The 16,683-nt window shown below is 70.9% G+C and carries 19 protein-coding genes; 8 read left to right on the top strand and 11 right to left on the bottom strand.

The features are described 5' to 3' along the window. Positions 1–289: 289 nt before the first annotated feature. Positions 290–1,213 (bottom strand): ABC transporter substrate-binding protein, encoded by a 924-nt coding sequence (locus ACZ63J_RS13260; RefSeq protein ID WP_465341878.1) that lies wholly within the window; start codon positions 1,211–1,213, stop codon positions 290–292. Positions 1,214–1,350: 137 nt separating this feature from the next. On the opposite strand from ACZ63J_RS13260, the gene ACZ63J_RS13265 reads away from it, so the two are divergent. The 4 genes from ACZ63J_RS13265 to ACZ63J_RS13280 are packed head-to-tail and all read left to right on the top strand — an operon-like array spanning position 1,351 to position 3,826. Beyond that, on the top strand, positions 1,351–2,049 hold the full coding sequence (locus ACZ63J_RS13265) for an ABC transporter permease (RefSeq protein ID WP_465341876.1): 699 nt from the start codon (positions 1,351–1,353) through the stop codon (positions 2,047–2,049). Further along, a complete protein-coding gene (locus ACZ63J_RS13270) occupies positions 2,046–2,759 on the top strand; it encodes an ABC transporter permease (RefSeq protein ID WP_465400700.1) in 714 nt (237 codons plus the stop codon). The genes ACZ63J_RS13265 and ACZ63J_RS13270 overlap by 4 nt, the downstream gene beginning before the upstream one ends. A gap of 38 nt (positions 2,760–2,797) precedes the next feature. Next, positions 2,798–3,634, top strand: a complete 837-nt coding sequence (locus ACZ63J_RS13275; protein ID WP_465400701.1) for a helix-turn-helix domain-containing protein — start codon at positions 2,798–2,800, stop codon at positions 3,632–3,634. 15 nt (positions 3,635–3,649) lie between these two features. After that, positions 3,650–3,826: a DUF397 domain-containing protein gene (locus tag ACZ63J_RS13280; protein WP_465400702.1), complete on the top strand. Its 177-nt coding sequence runs from the start codon at positions 3,650–3,652 to the stop codon at positions 3,824–3,826. Here ACZ63J_RS13280 and ACZ63J_RS13285 read toward each other — a convergent pair. The 6 genes from ACZ63J_RS13285 to ACZ63J_RS13310 all read right to left on the bottom strand — a co-directional run bounded on the left by ACZ63J_RS13285 (position 3,816) and on the right by ACZ63J_RS13310 (position 8,279). Further along, positions 3,816–5,240 (bottom strand): aromatic amino acid lyase, encoded by a 1,425-nt coding sequence (locus ACZ63J_RS13285; RefSeq protein ID WP_465400703.1) that lies wholly within the window; start codon positions 5,238–5,240, stop codon positions 3,816–3,818. The genes ACZ63J_RS13280 and ACZ63J_RS13285 overlap by 11 nt on opposite strands. Beyond that, positions 5,237–6,244: an ornithine cyclodeaminase family protein gene (locus ACZ63J_RS13290; protein ID WP_465400704.1), complete on the bottom strand. Its 1,008-nt coding sequence runs from the start codon at positions 6,242–6,244 to the stop codon at positions 5,237–5,239. The genes ACZ63J_RS13285 and ACZ63J_RS13290 overlap by 4 nt, the downstream gene beginning before the upstream one ends. Further along, complete coding sequence (locus tag ACZ63J_RS13295) at positions 6,241–6,783, bottom strand: YbaK/EbsC family protein (RefSeq protein WP_465400705.1); 543 nt, start codon at positions 6,781–6,783, stop codon at positions 6,241–6,243. Before ACZ63J_RS13295 ends, ACZ63J_RS13290 begins: the two co-directional genes overlap by 4 nt. Before the next feature lie 13 nt (positions 6,784–6,796). Further along, complete coding sequence (locus ACZ63J_RS13300) at positions 6,797–7,096, bottom strand: DUF2516 family protein (protein ID WP_465313802.1); 300 nt, start codon at positions 7,094–7,096, stop codon at positions 6,797–6,799. Between the two features lie 83 nt (positions 7,097–7,179). Next, positions 7,180–7,860, bottom strand: a complete 681-nt coding sequence (locus ACZ63J_RS13305) for a hypothetical protein (protein ID WP_465400706.1) — start codon at positions 7,858–7,860, stop codon at positions 7,180–7,182. Next, positions 7,857–8,279 carry a helix-turn-helix domain-containing protein gene (locus ACZ63J_RS13310; protein ID WP_465401003.1) on the bottom strand — a complete coding sequence of 141 codons (423 nt, stop codon included), beginning with the start codon at positions 8,277–8,279 and terminating at the stop codon, positions 7,857–7,859. Before ACZ63J_RS13310 ends, ACZ63J_RS13305 begins: the two co-directional genes overlap by 4 nt. 148 nt (positions 8,280–8,427) lie before the next feature. Between ACZ63J_RS13310 and ACZ63J_RS13315 the strand changes: the two genes are divergently transcribed. Beyond that, positions 8,428–9,576, top strand: a complete 1,149-nt coding sequence (locus ACZ63J_RS13315; RefSeq protein WP_465400707.1) for a methyltransferase domain-containing protein — start codon at positions 8,428–8,430, stop codon at positions 9,574–9,576. Here the strand turns inward: ACZ63J_RS13315 and ACZ63J_RS13320 are convergent. Genes ACZ63J_RS13320 through ACZ63J_RS13330 form a run of 3 tightly spaced genes read right to left on the bottom strand, consistent with a single transcriptional unit; the run spans position 9,573 to position 10,945 of the window. Next, complete coding sequence (locus ACZ63J_RS13320) at positions 9,573–10,184, bottom strand: AAA family ATPase (protein ID WP_465400708.1); 612 nt, start codon at positions 10,182–10,184, stop codon at positions 9,573–9,575. The genes ACZ63J_RS13315 and ACZ63J_RS13320 overlap by 4 nt on opposite strands. A gap of 1 nt (position 10,185) precedes the next feature. Then, complete coding sequence (locus ACZ63J_RS13325; protein ID WP_465341863.1) at positions 10,186–10,551, bottom strand: TFIIB-type zinc ribbon-containing protein; 366 nt, start codon at positions 10,549–10,551, stop codon at positions 10,186–10,188. Between the two features lie 25 nt (positions 10,552–10,576). Next, positions 10,577–10,945 (bottom strand): VOC family protein, encoded by a 369-nt coding sequence (locus tag ACZ63J_RS13330; protein ID WP_465341861.1) that lies wholly within the window; start codon positions 10,943–10,945, stop codon positions 10,577–10,579. Positions 10,946–11,035: 90 nt separating this feature from the next. On the opposite strand from ACZ63J_RS13330, the gene ACZ63J_RS13335 reads away from it, so the two are divergent. Beyond that, a complete protein-coding gene (locus ACZ63J_RS13335) occupies positions 11,036–11,497 on the top strand; it encodes a CGNR zinc finger domain-containing protein (RefSeq protein ID WP_465313796.1) in 462 nt (153 codons plus the stop codon). A gap of 409 nt (positions 11,498–11,906) precedes the next feature. Here the strand turns inward: ACZ63J_RS13335 and ACZ63J_RS13340 are convergent, their stop codons facing one another. Further along, a complete protein-coding gene (locus ACZ63J_RS13340; RefSeq protein WP_465400709.1) occupies positions 11,907–13,205 on the bottom strand; it encodes a DUF445 domain-containing protein in 1,299 nt (432 codons plus the stop codon). A 29-nt stretch (positions 13,206–13,234) separates the two neighbouring features. On the opposite strand from ACZ63J_RS13340, the gene ACZ63J_RS13345 reads away from it, so the two are divergent. Both ACZ63J_RS13345 and ACZ63J_RS13350 read left to right on the top strand, forming a co-directional pair. Continuing rightward, positions 13,235–14,401, top strand: coding sequence for a pyridoxal phosphate-dependent aminotransferase (locus ACZ63J_RS13345; RefSeq protein ID WP_465400710.1), 1,167 nt, complete (start codon positions 13,235–13,237; stop codon positions 14,399–14,401). Between the two features lie 727 nt (positions 14,402–15,128). Beyond that, a complete protein-coding gene (locus tag ACZ63J_RS13350) occupies positions 15,129–16,352 on the top strand; it encodes a hypothetical protein (protein WP_465400711.1) in 1,224 nt (407 codons plus the stop codon). Positions 16,353–16,683 lie beyond the last annotated feature (331 nt).

The raw sequence follows: 16,683 nt of genomic DNA on the forward strand, positions 1-16,683 counted from the left end.
GCGGAATGTTTTAGCGGGGCAATGGGGGGAAGCCCCCGCGGGGACTCGGAGTTGGCGAAAGTAACCCGGGGGGAACAAGAGCCCCCCCCGGGGTCTCCTCCCCGGCAGCGGAACCCCCCGTCAAGGCGCGCGAAAGGCACTTACCGGACCCGGCCCGGGTGAACCAAAGGGCTTCGCCGGCGCCTTGCCGAGGCCGAAGTTCTCCGCACTCCGGCCGGGAATCCCACCGGATGGCGTGCGCAAGAAGCCCGCCCCGGGGAATCCCCGGAGCGGGCTTCAGTCCATCAGCTCAGAGACCCGCCTGCGACAGCCAGTCCTTCGCGACGTCCTCGGCCTTCTCACCATCGGAATCGACACGCTTGTTGAGATCCCGCATGACATCGGTCGTCAGCTTCGCGCTCACCGCGTTGACGGCCGTCGCGAAGTCCGCGCCCCGCTCGTCCAGCACCTTCTTGTTCACCGCCGGCACGACGTTCTCCGTCGGCACGATGTTCAGGTCGTCCTTCAGCACCGTGTAGTTCGAGTCGCCGGTCAGCGGGCTGACCGAGTCGACCGGGATCACCGTCACCGCGCCCGACTTGAGCTGCTCGACCCGCGGCCCGGCCTCCTGGATCGTCTGGAAGGTCGCGTTCGTCAGCTTGTAGACGTCCTTGAAGCCCAGGAAGCACGGCAGCCGCTTCTCGCACTCCGGCGGGCCCGCCATGACGACCTTGTCCAGCTTCTTGAGGTCGCTGATGGACGCGATCCCCTTGTCCTTCGCCAGGTCGGACTTGACGATGTAGGTGTTCTTGTCCTCCGCCGGCGCGAAGTTCAGCAGGCCGACGCCGCTGGGCTCGAACAGCTTGGCCAGCTGGTCGTGCTCCTCCTGCGCGGTCTTGCCGGCCTCCTTGCCGAAGCCGGTGGTGATCGCCGCGCCCTGGTACTCCGGGACGAACTGCAGCTCGCCGGACTTCAGGGACGGGTAGATCAGCTCTCGCGAGCCCAGGTTCAGCTTCTTCGTCACCGGGTAGCCCTTGGCCTCCAGCGCCTGCGCGTAGATCTCGGCGAGGATCTGGCTGTCGGTGAAGTTGAAGGACGCGACGACGATCGGCGCCCCTCCCTTGCCCTGCGCGGCGGGCTTGTCACCGCTGTCGCTGCCACCACCACAGGCGGCCAAGCCGAGCGTGGCCGCGACGGCCACCGCCACCACGGACGCGTTCCGGAACCAGCGCACGATCCCCACTCCCTCATCACTCGAACAGACGAAAGGACCCTAGCGCCGCCCACCGACAAGCGCCCATATATTGGGAGAAGACGTCTCAGATTCCCAACCTGCGGAATTCGACCGCCCGAACGGGGTAGGGTCGGCCGGTGCATGTGACCGCGGTGACCCCGCTGGCCGCCGATAGCGGACCCCCGATCTTCCAGTGGAGATGGGTGGACCGGAACGCCGACGACATCGTCCAGCGCCTCGGCGAGCACGTTTCGCTGACCGCCGCCGCGCTCGGCATCGGGCTGGTCGTCTCGGTCGGGCTGGCGCTGCTGTCCCTGCGGTTCCGCTGGTCGTACGGCTTCATCCTGAGCACGGCCGGCGGCCTGTACGTGATCCCGAGCCTGGGCGCGTTCGCCGTGCTGGTCCCGTTCTTCGGGCTGACGTTCGTCTCGGCGGTCATCCCCCTCGCGACGTACACGCTGCTCATCCTCGTGCGCAACATCGTCACCGGCGTCGACCAGGTGCCCAACGAGGTCCGCGAAGCCGCGATCGGCATGGGCTACACCCGCGGCAGGCTGCTGTGGCAGATCGAGCTGCCGCTGGCGCTGCCGGTGGTGATCGCCGGGCTGCGCGTCGCCGCCGTGACGACGATCGGCCTGGTCACGGTGACGTCGATGCTCGGCCTCGGCGGCCTCGGGTACTTCATCCGCGCGGGCATCCAGACAGCCACGCCCAACCCGACGGAGATCATCGTCGGCGTGGTGCTGTCGGTGGTGCTCGCGGTGGTCGTGGACCTCTTGCTGTGGCTCAGCGAGCGCCTGCTGGCGCCCTGGACCCGGAAGGTGCGGGGACGATGAGCTTCTTCGACCAGCTGAACGCGTGGCTCGCGGACCCCAACCGCTGGAGCTGGACGGACAAGGCCGGCATTCCGTACCGCACGGTCGAGCACCTCCGGTTTTCGCTGCTGGCGCTGGTGATCGCGGCCGTTCTGACGATCCCGGCGGCGCTCTGGCTGGCTCACTACCGCCGTGGCGCGTTCCTCGCGAGCAGCGCGGTGAACATCGGCCGCGCGATCCCGAGCTTCGGGCTGATCATCCTGTTCTGGTTCCTGGCCAGCCGCTGGGAGCTGGACACGACGTTCTGGCCGTTGCTGCTGGCGCTCGTCGCGCTGGCGATGCCGCCGCTGTTCACGAACACCTACGCCGGTGTCGTGTCCCTGGAACAGGAGACGGTCGACGCCGCGCGCGGAACGGGTTACCGCGAGGGGCAGATCATGCTCCGGCTCGAGCTGCCGCTGGCGTCCCCGGTGATCCTGGCCGGCGCGCGCGTGTCGTTCCTCCAGCTGATCGCGACGGTCGCCATCGGGGCGATCGTCAACGACGGCGGTGGCCTCGGCCGCTACATCGTCGACGGTTTTGCGCTGGGAGCGCAGGGTTACGGCGAGATCTTCGCGGGCGGCCTGGCGGCGGTGATCCTGGCCCTGCTGTGCGACGGCGCGTTTGCGCTCATCACCCGTTTGGCCACACCCCGAGGTCTGGCGCTGCAGAACGCCCGGCGTGAGTCGTAGGAATCTCACCCTGCGCAGTCACACCTTACGATCCGTGTGTGGAGCGTAACAAGCCGAACGCGCGCAAGCGCCTGCTCGCCAACAAGCTTCGCCGCCTACGCGAAGACGCGGGTCTCACCCAGGTCGAGGCCGGCGAGCCGATGCGGTTCAACAAGAACAAGATGAGCCGCATCGAGCTGGGCCACCTGCCGGACTACAACGGCTTTCTGGGCCTGCTGGACCGCTACGGCGTGATCGTGTCGGACTACGACGAGTGGGTCAGCCAGTACGACCGCGCCTGGGAGAAGGGCTGGTGGCACGCCTACGGCCTCAACGACATGGGCTATGTGCCGCTGGAAGCCGACGCCGACGAGGTCCGCACCTACCAGCTCGGTCTCGTCCCCGGTTTGCTGCAGACCGAAGCCTGGATGCGCGCAGCTTTCGGCGGCGTGCGTGACCCGCTGACCGGCCGCCGCCTGGAGAGTGCGGTCGCCGTCCGCCTGCGCCGCCAGACCCGGCTCGCGGGCGATCCGCCCCTGCAGCTGCACGCGATCATCGACGAGTCCGCGCTCCGCCGCGCCGACCTGCTGCCGAACGAGCAGTGCGCGCAGCTCGAGCACATCATCGAGCGCGCCGACCTGCCCAACGTCACGGTGCAGGTCGTGCCCCTCAACCACGGGCTCCATCCCGGGCGCGACGGCAGCTTCACGATCCTCAGCTATCCGCAGCTCGCCGAGCCGGACATCGTTTACGTCGAGCACGGCTTCGGCTCGCTCCAGTTCGAGAAATCCAAGGACGTCAACGCTGCTAGGCTGGTTTTCCGGCATCTCGCCGACCTCGCGCTGGACGAACCGGATTCGATCGAGCTGCTTCGGCGGGTGATCGCCGAAATCTGACAGGAGGCGCAAACAGTGCCCGACGCCCACTGGCGAAAGAGCAGCTACAGCAACGGCGGCAACCAGGCCGACTGCGTCGAGGTCGCCGTCACCGCCGACGCCGTCGTGGTCCGCGACTCGAAGGCCCCGGCGTCCGGCACGCTGACGGTGTCGCCCGAAACCTGGCGCCACATAGGGGAAATCACCCGCTGAACGAGCGGCACGCGGCAGCCAGCCGTCCGACCTCCGGCCCCAGCGGCCGGTCCTCCTCCACCGGCGGCACGACCGTCCGCACCCACTCGTACGCCGCGCCCAACCCCGGAACGCCGTCCGCGGCCAGGTACCGCGCCTGCGACGCCGTGACCAGCTCGCACGCCGTGATCGCGAAGAGGTGCATCGCGGCCGACCGGAGCTGCTCGCCCGCCGCCCACGCAAACGCTTGCACGTCCTCCTGACCGGCCGACGTGTCGATCGAACCGAGCGTCGCGGGCGCCGCGAGCCGGCGCAACGAGTGCAGCTCCCCCGCCGCCCGCTTGTGCAGCGGCACCAGTCCCGCGCGCGGGCCCGGGTCGGTCGTGAGCTGCGCCGGAAGCCCGCTGAACCGCTCGTCGAGCAGGCGGTGCGTCCGCTGCACCGAGATCTCGCCGAGGTGCACGAGCGCAGCCGTCACCGCGTCCATCCGCAGGCCCAGGTCCACGGCGTGGTAGGCCGTCCCCGGGAGGAAGTCCCCGTCGGCGAACGACGGCGAGTCACCCGGCATCGTCCCCCAGCGCCGCCGGGCCTCGGCCAGTTCGTCGTTGACGCGGGACGCGTGCGCCAGCGCCCGCGGCGCGACCCGCACCGACAGCGGCGCCTGCACGACCCCGGCACGCACCGGGCCCGCGCCCACCATCCCGGTCAGGGCCGTCAGCAGCCGCCGCAGGTGGTCGTCGCCGCCCGCCATGACCGGCGAAAACACCTCGCGCGGCGCGCCGAGGACGTCGATCGCCATCGCCTCGGTGAGCGTCTGCAGCTGGATGAGCTGCCGCGCTTCGGCCTGGCCGCGCTGCGCGTGCGTCACCGCCAGCGGAGAACCCTGAAGCAGCGAAGCGCCTTCCTTGGGCCCCAGCACATACGGCTCCGCGCCGCGGCGGGCGAGCGCCTCCGCCGCAGGAGTCTCGACGCCGTCTTCGAGGACCGTGCCGATGCCGAGGAACGTCTGGAAAGCGTGCGACAGCGGGATGATCTCGCCCGAACTGCCGAGGCCGCCGCGCGGGACCGCCGGGGTGAAGCCGTCGTTGAGGCGGTCGACGAGGAACTGCACCAGCTCCGGGCTCACCCCCGACCACGGCTGCAGGAAGTCCCGCAGCCGCACGAGAAGCAGCGCCCGGACGTCCTCGGGCGGGAGCCACGGCGGCCCGCCGACGGCCCGGCCGACCAGCAGGTTGCGCTGGTGCTCGGCCTGCTGCCGCGCATCGAGCGCGACTCCCGCCAGCCGGCCCATGCCCGTGGTGACGCCGTAGATCGGCTCGGCACGCTTTTCCAGCGCCGTCAACAGCTCGTCCCGGCGCCGCCGCAGGGCTTCTACCAGCGGTTTGTCCAGAACCAACCGTTCACTGTCGGCGAACTCGCTTCCGTCGGTGATCATCGGTACGGCAGCATGGTGCCGACGCCGGAAGCCTCGGCACGGGTGAGGATCATGTCCGCCACCGCGACGTCCGTTGTGGACAGTCCGCGGTGCCAGAACAGGATCCGCTCGGCGTCGTGCTCGCGGCCAGGCTTCTTCCCGGCTACGACGTCGCCGATCTCGGCGTGGACTCCGTCCGCGGTGAGGAGGCCGGCGTTGAGCTGGGGGCGCAGGGCGCCGAACCGCGGGTTGCCGGACTGGGATTCGCGCCAGTCGTCGACGACGACCTTGTCGACGTCTTCGAGCAGCGTGAGCTCCAGTGCGCTGATCGTGCCGTAGGGCACCAGGAAGGTGCCGGGCCGGAGGAACTCGCGACGCACGAGTGCCTCGGGCTCGACCAGCCTGGAGGCCTCCACCTGGATGTCCGCGCCGTCGAGGGTTTCCTCGGCCGTGGCGCAGACGCGGACGTCCTTGCCGAGCCGTTCGGAGAGCCGGCGGCCGAAGTCCTCACGGGACTCCGGGCGCTTGCTGGTCACGCGGATCTCGGCGAAGTCGAACAACGAGTCGAGGAGGACGACGTTCCACCAGGCGGTGCCGCGGGCGCCGATGTGCCCGAGCACCCGGGAGTCCGGGCGCGCCAGGTACTTCGCGCCGACGGCGGTCATCGCGCCGGTGCGGGCTTCGGTGATCATCGTGCCGTCGACGATCGCCCGCGGCATGCCCGTGTCCGGGTCCAGCAGCAGGATCAACGCCATCTCGGAAGGGAGGCCCCGTTCGAAGTTCCCCACGAAGTCACCGACGACCTTCACGCCACTGACCTGCTTCGAGGACAGGTGGCCGCGAAGGATGTTGAAGTGACCCTTGCCGCCGTTGTCCGGCACAAGGTGCGTACGCGGCTCGAAGACGACCTGGCCGCGGCCGTGGTCGGCGAGCACGTCCTCGACCGCGCCGACGATGTCCGCGTCGGTGATGCCGAGCGAGTCGATGTCGGCACCGGTCAGGTACCGGAGCCAGACGGACGTCACTTGGCGAGGTCCTCGATGACCTCGGCCCCGGGCAGCGCGGCCAGTGCGGCGCCGGAGATCAGCAGCTTGCTGCCGCGGATCCCGCTGCCGATGACGAGCTCCGGCGCGTCCGCGACCCGCTGGTCGACCAGGATCGGCCAGTCGGCGGGCAGGCCGACGGGCGTGATGCCGCCGTACTCCATGCCGGTCAGGGAGACGGCTTCGTCCATCGGGGCGAACGACGCCTTGCGGACGTCGAGACGGCGCTTGATCACGCCGTTGACGTCGGCGCGGGTGGTCGCGAGCACAAGCGCGGCCGCGAAGCGGACTTCACCCGAGCGCTTGCCGGCGACGACGACGCAGTTCGCCGACGCTTCGAGCGGTGAGCCGTAGGTCTCGCAGAATGCGGCCGTGTCGGCGAGGGCCGGGTCGATCTCCGCGACGCCGAGAGCGTCCGGTTCGGCGAGCGCGGCCAGCGCCTTGGCGACGGGCTCGGCGAGCAGGTCAGTACGCGTGGGGGCGGGAACAACCGCGAGGCTCCCGGCAATCGTCCAGGTCACCTCGTCAGCCTAGCTACCAGTTGGAGCCGCCGCGCTGGACCTCGATCAGCTTGGGACGGACGTCCACCAGGTAGACCAGGGAAGCCGCGGCCGCGGGCACCCAGAAGATCATGCCCGGGCTGTTGGGATCCAGGTAGAACAGCACCATCGCGAGGGTGGCGCCACCGGTGATCAGCATCCAGACCGGCTTGGTCTTGCGGTCCGCGGCGGAGTAGGCGTCGGCACGCTGGAGCAGCGCGTGCACAAAGGCGAAGAGCCCGACCAGCGCGCTGCCCCAGTGGATGACTTCGATGATCCAGATGGCAACCAGCACAGCGACAGCTTACGGCAAACCGCCCGAACGACCCCGGCCCCGCCACCGTGGTCGGTGGCGGGGCCGGGGTCTTCACGGCGTTTTTACTTGTCGGTCTTCGGCGCGGCCGGCTTCTTGACGGCGGCCGTGGCGGTCGTCGTGCGGCGGGCCGGGGTGGCCGTCTTCGGGGCCGTCTTGTTCGCGACCTTGCGGCTCGCGGAGCGGGTCTCGTGGGCGACGTCGTCACCCAGGTCCTCGATGGCCTCGGCGGCGTCGCCGGCGACCTCGGTCACCTTGCGGGCGGTCTTCTCGCCGACCGAGCGGGTGCGCTTGGTGAAGGTGGCCAGCACGCCGTCGACGCGCTCGCGGACCTCGGCGGTGACGCCCTCGACCTGACCCTGCGCGGTGCCCAGGGCCTCCTCGAGCTGCTCGATGGCCTTCTTGACCTGCGGCTGCGCGGCGATCTTGTCCCACGCCTGCTCGCCCGACTCGGCCAGCTTGTTGTACAGCTTGAGCGCGGCCTCGGTGTACTCGTCGATGACCTTGCGCAGCTCGGCCGGGTCCAGCTTCTCGCGGAGGCTGTCGACGTCGGTCGGGAGCTCCTGCAGGTTCTTGCGGGCGGTCTCGCTGCCCTTGGTCACGTTCTCGCGGGCCTTCGCCACGGCGTCGGTGACGGCCTGGCCGGCCAGGTTCCCGGCGCCGAGCGCGGCGAGCAGCGGGGTGCGGACCTGGTCGAGGGCGGTGTTGACGGCCTTCTTGACGTCTTCGGTCTTGGGGGTGGTCATGGTGACTCCTTGGTGTCTGCGGCTGGTGTGCTGTCTGGGGTGTCCGTGGTGGGGGATCCGGCGGCCGGCCGTGCCGCGGCGTTCTCCCGGCGGAAGGACTCGTAGACGTCGAGCAGGACCTGCTTCTGCCGTTCGGTCAGCTCGGCGTCGGCGCGGATCGCGTCGCCCACCGGCCCGCCCGTCGGCAGGTCGAGGATCCCGGCCTGCACATACAGCGCTTCGGCCGAAATGCGCAGTCCCTTGGCGATCTGCTGCAGGATCTCGGCGCTGGGCTTGCGCACCCCGCGCTCGATCTGGCTCAGGTACGGGTTGGACACGCCGGCGAGCTTCGACAGCTGGCGCAACGAGATCTTCGCGGTGTTGCGCTGCTGGCGGATGTACTCGCCGATGTCGGAAGCGATGTCCGCGACCTTCTCCATGGGACTGCCGGATCCTGACGTCCCACCGGTCTCCGTCATCCGGTCACCTCCTCGCGACCATTCCGACGGTACGCCCGAGTGCTAGCTATTGCAAGCACTCTGCTTGCAACTATCGGGCGTGATGGTCCTCACCCGCTAACGTGAGCACATGACGCGCTCGGCCCGGCTGCGGCGGCGCCTCGTCGAGCACCTGCTCGACGAGGACGTCCTGCACGCCCCGGAATGGGTCGCCGCGTTCCGCGCCGTGCCCCGCCACGTCTTCCTGCCGCGGTTCTTCGTGCCGGCGGGCGGCCTGTGGGCCGCGGTCGACCGCGGTGACCCGGGCTGGCTGGAGACCGTCTACTCGCGCGACGTACTGGTGACGCAGCTCGACGACGACCCGGACCGCTGGGAGCTCGCCCGGCGCGACGGCCCCGTCGCGGGCACGCCGACGAGCTCGTCGAGCATGCCCTCGATCATGGCGATCATGCTCGAGGAGCTGCGGGTGCGGGACGGCCACCGCGTGCTCGAGATCGGCACCGGCACCGGCTACAACGCCGCGCTGCTGAGCCACCGCTGCGGCGCCGGCCGGGTGTCCACAGTGGACATCGACCCGGTGATCGTCGGCGAGGCCCGCGCGCGGCTGGCCGAGGCGGGCTACCACCCGGCGTGCGCCGAAGGCGACGGCGCCGAAGGCTTCCCGGCCGGCACGCTCTTCGACCGGGTGCTGTGCACGGCCGCGGTGTCTTCGATCCCGCCGGCCTGGCTGGCGCAGACGACGCCGGGCGGCCTGATCGTCACGACGCTGCACCGGCCGATCGGCGCGGGACTCGTCCGGCTGGTCGCAGGCGAGGACGGCACCGGCCACGGCCACGTCCTCGCGCGCGACGGCCGCTTCATGCCGCTTCGCGCGCACCGGCTGCCGGACGCCGAGCCGCTGCCGATGCCCTCGCGCGGCGACTGGGAGCAGACGCGGCTGGCGATGTCGACGGTGCTGCAGCCCCGCAAGCAGTTCGAGTTCTTCGCCGGGCTGGCACTGCCCGGCGTCCGCCCGGTCCGCGACAGCACGGACGACGACGCGCCGAGCGTCGCCCTGGTCCACGAGGACGGCTCGTGGGTCCGCCACCGCAAGCGCGCGGGCGCGGACGAGGTGGCGCAGGGCGGCCCGCGCGCGTTGTGGGAGCTCGCGGAGGCGGCTTACGTCGAGTGGTGCGAGCTGGGCAAGCCGGAGCGCGACCGCTTCGGCGTGACGGTCACCGGCGAGCGTCAGCAGTTCTGGCTCGACGCGCCGGAGGGCCGCACCTGGCCACTCGGCTAGGGCAGCCTCGCGCGGATCCACGTCTCGACGAAGCCGGCCGTCGCCTCCGCCGAAGCCTCCGTGGTGTCGAACAGGTCGACGCCCAGCTCCGCGGCCGACTTCTGCAGCCAGTCGTTGAACTCCAGCATCTCCTCGATGCGGGGCTCGTCCCACTCGCGCCAGGCCGGCCGCGCCCGCAGCCGGCGGGCCAGCGCCTCCGGGTTCGCGACCAGCGCGAGGTAGTGGACGTCGCTGAAGAACGCGCGCTCCGGCAGCGGCTCGAACTCCGGGGGCGCGACCGTCCCGCACAGCACGACCGGGCGGCCGTTCTGGTGCAGCATCGCCGCCATCCGGAGCCAGACCGCGCGGAACGCCTCGACGTCGTCGCGCAGGGCGCCCGTCCAGAGGACGTCCTGCTCCAGCACGACGACGTCCCCGGCGAAGCGCGCGGCGAGCAGCGGCCCGAGCGTCGACTTGCCGGCGCCGCTCGGGCCGGTCAGCGCGAACAGCGGCAGCCGCCGGAACGGCCACCGGTGCCCGCAGCGGGCGCACTCGAGCGTCTCGCCGGAGACGACCGGGCTGTCCGCCCGGTCGCCGCACGACGGGCAGATCCGCAGGTCGAGACCCACCTCAGTCGAAGAGGTTCTCGAGGAAGCCGCGCTTGCGGTGGCCGTGCCCGTACGGCCGCGGGGAATCCGAGTACCCGCCGCCGCGGTACCCCTTGGGCGAGTCCGCGTAGCCGCCGCCGCGGTAGCCCTTCGGCGAGTCCGGGTAGCCGCCGCCGCGGTACGGGCGTGGCGAGTCGGACCGGCCGTAGTGCGCCGGGCCGCCCTGGTAAGGCGGAGGCTGGTGCCCGTAGAACGAGCTCTCCGCACCGGCGATGGCTTCCAGCTCACCGCGGTCCAGGAAGATCCCGCGGCAGCCTTCGCACTGGTCGATGTGGACGCCGTTCTTGTCCACAGTCCGCATCTGGTTCTGACACTTCGGACAAATCACACATCAGAGCCTACGCATAAACGGCTCAGCAGGCGCACAGGCAGAACGGGTGCCCCACTGGATCGGCGTAGACGCGGAACGTCTTCGGCGCGTCGTCCAGCAGTTTCGCGCCGAGGCCGAGGACCCGCTCGTGCGCCGCTTCCAGGTCGGTGACGTTCAGGTCGAGGTGCATCTGCTGCGGGTTCTCCGCCGACGGCCACGCCGGCGGCCGGTAGTCGGGCACCCGCTGGAACGCGAGGCCGGCGCCACCCGCCGGGCTGGTGAGCGTCACCCAGTGCCCGTCTTCGGAAACTTCGGGCGCGTCCCACTCCAGCACCGCCCGGTAGAACCCGGCCAGGGCCACCGGGTCGGGGCAGTCCAGGGCCACCACACCCAGTGTCGGTACCGCGCTCATCGTCGCTCCCTTCGCTCGCGAGTAACCAGCGAATAGATTATGTGGGTTAGCGGACCCGGGGGCAACCACCGTCCGCCGTACACTCGACACGTGCACACCGACGCCACCCTCGTCGTGGAGTTCCTCAACACGGTCAACGTCGAAGAGGGCACTGACCTGCTCGAAGATCCCGGACGGTGGCGCGGGTGGGCGGCCGCGCACGGCCTCAAGGCCAATCCAGCCCCCGAAGCCCGCGCGGCGCGCGACGCCCTGCGCGCCGCGACCGGCGACCCGCGCCTGCCCGGCGGCAGCCTCGACGTCGGGACCCGCATCTCCCTCACCGACGACGGCCCGGCCCTGGTCGCGGAGGACGTGGTCGGAGCGGTGTTCGCGGCCTGCGCCCGGCTCGTGGTCCGCGGCGACTGGATCCGGCTGAAGATCTGCCCCGCGGACACGTGCCTCTGGGCGTTCTACGACGAGTCCCGCAACCGCTCACGCACGTGGTGCTCGATGCGGGTGTGCGGCAACCGCGAGAAGGCCCGCGGCTGGCGAGCCCGCGCCGCCGCCGGCTGACCCGGCCCCCGCCGCCCGACGACACCCGTACCCCGACGGACGACACCCGTACCCAGCTGGACGACACGCGTACACCGGCGGACGACACGCGTACGCGGATGGACGACACGACCGACCCGGCGAGGCTTGCCGTGTCGTCCGGCCAGGTACGTGTGTCGTCCGTCTGGGTGCGTGTGTCGTCCGGTTGAGTGCGGAGCCGGGACTCATCCGAGCGGTGGACGCTCGATCAGCTGTGGACAACTCCGCCGGCCGGCACCACATATCCACGCCCCGGGAGTCCCCACCCCCACACGTTGTGGACAGTCATTAGGCCATCACCGTGAAAAGCTGTGGATAACCCGGGGGATAACTCAGCTTCCTGTGGACAACTGGGTTGAGGGTCCCCCAGGTGTGGTATACGACTCGCCCCTCAGAACAGCAGCTCCGCCACGGCGTAGATGACCAGGCCGGCGAGCGCGCCGACCACCGTGCCGTTGATCCGGATGAACTGCAGGTCGCGGCCCACCTGGAGCTCGATCTTGCGGGACGTCTCCTCGGCGTCCCAGCGCTCGACCGTGTCGGTGATGATCGTGGTGATCTCGCCCGAGTAGTTCTTCACCAGGTACGCCGCCGCGCCCTCGACCCAGCCGTCGGCCTTCGCGCGCAGCTGGTCGTCCGAGACCAGCCGGGACCCCAGCGACATCAGCCCGAGCCGCACGCGCCGGCGCAGCTCGCTCGACGGGTCCTCGGCCGCCGTCAGGAGCATCTCCTTGGCCGTGCTCCACGCCGAGCCGATCAGGCGCTGGACCTCCTCGTGGTGCACGATCTGGCCCTTGACCTGCTCGGCGCGGGCCATCACGTCCGGGTCGGTCTGCAGGTCCTGGGCGAACTCGCCGAGGAACTTGTCCAGCGCCAGCCGCATCGGGTGGTTGACGTCGGTCTTGACCGCCCACGCGAACGACAGCACCTCGCCGTAGACCTTGTCCGCGAGCATCTCGTCGACGAACTTCGGCGACCAGCTCGGCGCGCGGTCGGACACCACGCGCAGCATCGTCGTGTGGTTGTCGCGCACCCACTCGTACGCCTGGTCGCACATCAGGTCCACGAGCTTGTGGTGCGCGCCGTCCGCGAACACGCCCTGGAGGATCTTGCCCAGCGGCGGGCCCCACGGCTTGTCGATGATCCGCCGCGCGACCGCCTGCTCCATGATCGCCTGGACGTCCTCGTCGCGGAGCACGCGGACCGCCGCCCGGACCATCGTGGCCAGCTCGGAGGTCACGCGCTCGGCGTTCTCCTCCTGCGCCAGCCAGCCGCCGAGCCGCCGGGCGATCTCGACGCGCTTGAGCTTGTCGCGCACGACCTCCTCGGAGAGGAAGTTGGACCCGACGAACTCACCGAGGCTGGTCCCGAGCGCGTCCTTCTTGTTCGGGATGATCGCCGTGTGCGGGATCTTCAGGCCGAGCGGGTGCCGGAACAGCGCCGTGACGGCGAACCAGTCCGCCAGCGCGCCGACCATGCCGGCTTCGGCCGCGGCCCGCACGTAGCCGACCCAGCCCGGCCAGCCTGCCGACTGCGCCCAGCTGGTCAGCAGGAACACGAGGGTGGCGCCGAGCAGGAACGACAGCGCGACCAGCTTCATCTTGCGCAGCGCGCGCCGCTTTTCCGCTTCACCGGCTGCGCCGCCCGGCGGGTCGGCCGGGGTCACCTTGGCGGGGGTCAGTTGCTCCACACCACCATTGTCCGCGAGGATCGCTGATCGTGCGCGAACCTGCTCTCGTCCCCCGCCTGCGGCCGTTCACCTCGACCATCTTCGCGGAGATGACCGCGCTGGCCGTCGAGCACAACGCCGTGAACCTCGGCCAGGGCTTCCCCGACACCGACGGCCCGGCCGGCATGCTCGACGCCGCCAAGAACGCGCTGTTCGGCGGGGCCAACCAGTACCCGCCGGGGCCCGGGCGGCCCGAGCTGCGCGCGGCCATCGCGCGGCACCGGCTGCGCTACGGCACCGAGTACGACCCGGACACGGAGATCCTGGTCACCGCGGGCGCGACCGAGGCCATCACGGCGACGCTGATCGCCCTGACCGAGCCCGGCGACGAGGTCGTCGTCATCGAGCCCTACTACGACTCCTACGCCGCCGCGGTCGCGATGGCGGGCGCCGAACGCCGGGTCGTCGGGCTGGTCGAAGGCCCGGACGGCCGGTTCGGTCTCGACGTCGAGGGGCTGCGCGCCGCGATCACCCCGCGGACGCGCGCGATCCTGGTCAACTCGCCGCACAACCCCACCGGCACCGTGTTCACCCGCGCCGAGCTCGAGGCGCTGGCCGCGCTCTGCGTCGAGCACGACCTGATCGCGATCTGCGACGAGGTCTACGAGCACCTGGTGTTCGACGACAACGAGCACATCCCGCTGGTCACGCTACCCGGCATGCGGCCGCGCACGGTGAGCATCTCCAGCGCCGGCAAGACGTTCAACTGCACCGGCTGGAAGATCGGCTGGGTCTGCTCGACCCCGGAGCTGGTCGCCGCGGTCAAGGCGGCGAAGCAGTTCATCACCTTCGTCTCCGGCGGGCCGCTGCAGCCGGCCGTCGCGCACGCGCTCGACCACGAGCTGCCCTGGGTCGACGGGCTGCGCGAGAGCCTGCAGGAGAAGCGCGACCGGCTTTCGGCCGGGCTCGCCGACGCCGGGTTCGCCGTGCGGCCGACGGCGGGCACGTACTTCGTCTGCGTCGACGTGCGGCCGCTCGGCTTCACCGACGCCGCCGACCTGGCGTGGGAGCTGCCCGCCCGGGTGGGGGTCGCCGCGGTGCCCGTGAAGGTGTTCACCGATCACCCGGACGAGTGGAAACACCTGCTGCGTTTTGCGTTCTGCAAGCGCAACGAGGTCATCGACGAGGGCGTCACCCGATTGCGCAAACTGGTCTGACGATCTCGCTACGGCTTCGCGAACGCGTCGACAGCCGGGAATCGACGCCGTAGCGCGTCACAAGTGCGGGGAAGCGTCGCGAGGCCGCGCGCGCCGGCCCGTCGACAGCCGCGGCGGAGCGCTCGGCACGCCCGTCGCTCGCCGCGCATCACTGTCACGCTCCGCGACCGGGTGGGGAAATTCCGGCCGCGGCCCGAGCCGGCCGATGGGTCACGGGCTCGCCTGGCGGACGCGGGCGGCGCGTGCGGCCGTCCGTGATCATCACCGCGCTCCCGATCACGGACCGCAGCGGTTCCGAACGGCGCTCCGGCTGTCCCTTGTGGACGCCGCACGGGACCGGCGGCGGCAGCGCGCACACCCGTTCAGCCCAATCGCCGTCCCACATCCCGGACGACTTTCCGATCGCCCAGCCGAAACTCCGCCTCGGCACCCACCGCGCACGAGTCGGCACGCACCGCTGTCGCCGGTCCGGAAACATCAGGTCAACCCCCGAATGTGCAAGTTGCAGAACTCGTCCGAATGGTCGCAGAAGAGCACCCGAACGGCACTGAGAGTGATCAACTTGTCGGCCGCACCTACCGTGCCCGGTAGGGACGTTCCGCCTTACGGGCTGGATCGAACGCGGGAGAGATGAAAGACTCCCGAGCGGTGCTAGAAAGAGTGCAGCCCCGGGGGAACTGCGACCTGGCCGGAGAAAGACCTCAGCAAGAACAAGCTCGAGCGGACGATGCGAGAGCTTCAGGCGCGGACGGTGGTGGTGGCGGTGAGCAGCACGGCGATTGCGCGCCGCGGCGCTCCCGCGCAGCCTGCGCTCACCGAGGGTGAAACCGTTTTCGCGCGCGGGCGCGCGCCGCGCCCGTGGGCGGCGGCGCTGCACCGGCCCGCGGCCAAGATCCTGGTCGCCGGCGGCCTGACGCTGGCGGGCTGGCTGCTCACCGGCGCGCTCGCCGGGAGCACCGCCTCGGCCGCCGAAACCGCGAGCTGCCCCAGCGCGCCGTCAGTCTCCACTGTGGACCAAGCCCCCGCGAAGTCCTTCGCCCACGGCAAGCACCGCAAGAGCCACCACCGCGAAGCCGGCGCCGCCCAGTGCGCGCAGCAGCCGGAGACCGGTGACGAAGCCACGAAGCAGCCTGACGAAACCCCGGTCGCCGAAACGAAGACCGCCGAGACCCCAGCCGTCGAGAAGCCGGCCGAAAAGCAGTCCCTGGCGAAGCAGCAGGCCGACGAGCCGGCGACCGAGAAACCCGCCACGAAGGCGACTTCTTCCGGCGGCGGCCTGCTCGGCGGGCTCGTCGGCGGGGTCCTGAACCTGGTCGGCGGCACGCTGAACACGGTCACCAGCACGGTCGGCGCGGTCACGACCACGCTGTCCCACACCGTCCTCGCGCCGCTCACGCAGCCGCCCGCGGACCACCCGGACGCCCCCGCCGTGCTCCCCCTCGACGACATCCTGGCCCCGGTGCTGGGCACCGGCTCGAACTCGGGCGGCGCCACGGCGATCGTGCCGGGCCTGGTCGACGGCCTCACCGGCGGCACCGAGGTGACCACGGCCACCGTCACCACGACCACCGCCACCGCCACCGCGCCCGTGGCGACCACCGAACCGACCTCCGAGCCGCAGTCGGGCCGGGTCGCGGTGGTGCACCTCATCGAGCGGCAGCACACCCTCCCGGCGACGCAGGAAAAGCCGCAGCCGCGCGATTCCGGCGTCCACGCCCGCAACGGCGGCGGCGACTCCACGCCCGGCCTGCCCGGGGGCAGCAGCGCCCCGAGCGCGCCGGCCCCCACCGCCGCTCCCGGCCACGACGGCCCCGGTGGCGCCCGCCACCCGTTCGCCGTCCACACCGACCACGCCACCACCACCCAGCTGAAGCTGATCGGCGCCAGCCGCGACCACGACGTCGACGGCGCGGGCAGGGAAGCCGCCCTGCCCACCACCTCCCCCGACTGACCCCGTACCGGGCAGCCGGGGAGAACTGCGTCCAAAACAAGATCAACTGGACGCGCTTCCACGCCGTTGAAGCGTGAGGAATCCCCTGCAGCAGCGCACAATCCGTGGCTCTTTCACGTCTCGTGACGCCTTTTGCGCGTCCGACGTAACCCAGGGGCGAAACGCATGCGAAACCACAGTCTTTCCGACCGGCCGACCGCGCCCGGCCGGGTCGGATCCCGGTCCCGGGGGGGGGGGGGGGGGGGGGGGGGGGGGGGGGGGAAAAGGGGAGGGGGGGGGGGGGGGGGGGGGGTTTTGTGTCCCGGGTTTGTATTTGTTCGTCTTTGTTGCT

This window comes from Amycolatopsis sp. NPDC104863 (genome assembly GCF_055582965.1).

What these genes read in the sequence shown, in the direction of transcription:
- ACZ63J_RS13285 (WP_465400703.1), bottom strand. Translation starts at nt 5,240, where the DNA reads ATGATCACCGACGGAAGCGAGTTCGCCGACAGTGAACGGTTGGTTCTG.
- ACZ63J_RS13350 (WP_465400711.1), top strand. Translation starts at nt 15,129, where the DNA reads ATGCGAGAGCTTCAGGCGCGGACGGTGGTGGTGGCGGTGAGCAGCACG.
- ACZ63J_RS13330 (WP_465341861.1), bottom strand. Translation starts at nt 10,945, where the DNA reads ATGAGCGCGGTACCGACACTGGGTGTGGTGGCCCTGGACTGCCCCGAC.
- ACZ63J_RS13315 (WP_465400707.1), top strand. Translation starts at nt 8,428, where the DNA reads ATGACGCGCTCGGCCCGGCTGCGGCGGCGCCTCGTCGAGCACCTGCTC.
- ACZ63J_RS13305 (WP_465400706.1), bottom strand. Translation starts at nt 7,860, where the DNA reads ATGACCACCCCCAAGACCGAAGACGTCAAGAAGGCCGTCAACACCGCC.
- ACZ63J_RS13270 (WP_465400700.1), top strand. Translation starts at nt 2,046, where the DNA reads ATGAGCTTCTTCGACCAGCTGAACGCGTGGCTCGCGGACCCCAACCGC.
- ACZ63J_RS13310 (WP_465401003.1), bottom strand. Translation starts at nt 8,279, where the DNA reads ATGGAGAAGGTCGCGGACATCGCTTCCGACATCGGCGAGTACATCCGC.